This window comes from Paenibacillus humicus NBRC 102415 (assembly GCF_004000905.1).
In the GTDB taxonomy this organism is placed as follows: domain Bacteria; phylum Bacillota; class Bacilli; order Paenibacillales; family Paenibacillaceae; genus Paenibacillus_O; species Paenibacillus_O humicus.
Genome location: NZ_BIMD01000112.1, coordinates 1 through 754, shown reverse-complemented (window position 1 = coordinate 754; position 754 = coordinate 1). Strand labels below are relative to the sequence as shown.

Sequence of the window (754 nt, the reverse complement as noted above, 5' to 3'; positions counted from 1 at the left end):
TGCTCCGCCACGGCGCTTACGCTGCCCATCGCCTCGCTCAGCTGCGCCTGCGTCTCGTCCAGCGTCATGATCGCCTCCGTCACGCCGTCCAGGCTTCTCGCCAGATCCGCCATCCTCGTCTGCACGTCCAGGAAGATTCCGTTCGCTTCCCGCACCGATCCGATCTGCTCCTGGAAGATCGGCTGCGCCTCCGACAGCACCGACACCGTCTCGTCGATCTCGCGCTGGATCGTATCGGTGATGCCTTCCACCACGCTGATCGATTCCCGCGACTGCTCGGCCAGCTGCCGGATTTCCCCGGCTACGACCATGAACCCTTTGCCTGCCGCTCCCGCGCGCGCCGCCTCGATCGATGCGTTCAGCGACAGGATGTTCGTCTGCTTCGCCACGCTTCCAAGCACGTCCAGTATTTTGCGGATCGAGCGCGTGCTGTCCTTCAGCCGGTCGACCTTCTCCGCCATCCCGCGCACCATGCCCTCCGCCAGGCCGGTCTGGTCGATCAGCGCCGCCATATGGCCGGTTCCCTGCGCACCGGCTGCCTCCATCTCGCCGGCAGCCGCGATCATGCCGTCATTGGACAGCTTCACCCGGCGCATGCTCTCGTCCATGCCGGTCGTCAGGTCGCTGCCCTTCTCCGCCTCCATCGCCAGGCTGGTCGCCCCGCCCGCGATCTCCTCCGTCGCCGCCGCGATTTCCCGCGCCGCTCCGGCCGTCCGGCGGGACGACTGCCCGACCTCTCCCGCAGTCGACAGCA

1 protein-coding gene is annotated in these 754 nt (G+C 67.5%); it reads right to left on the bottom strand.

Features of this window, described 5'->3' with window-relative positions:
• On the bottom strand, positions 1-754 hold a 754-nt coding region (locus PHU01S_RS25505), incomplete at both ends, for a methyl-accepting chemotaxis protein (RefSeq protein ID WP_246029346.1).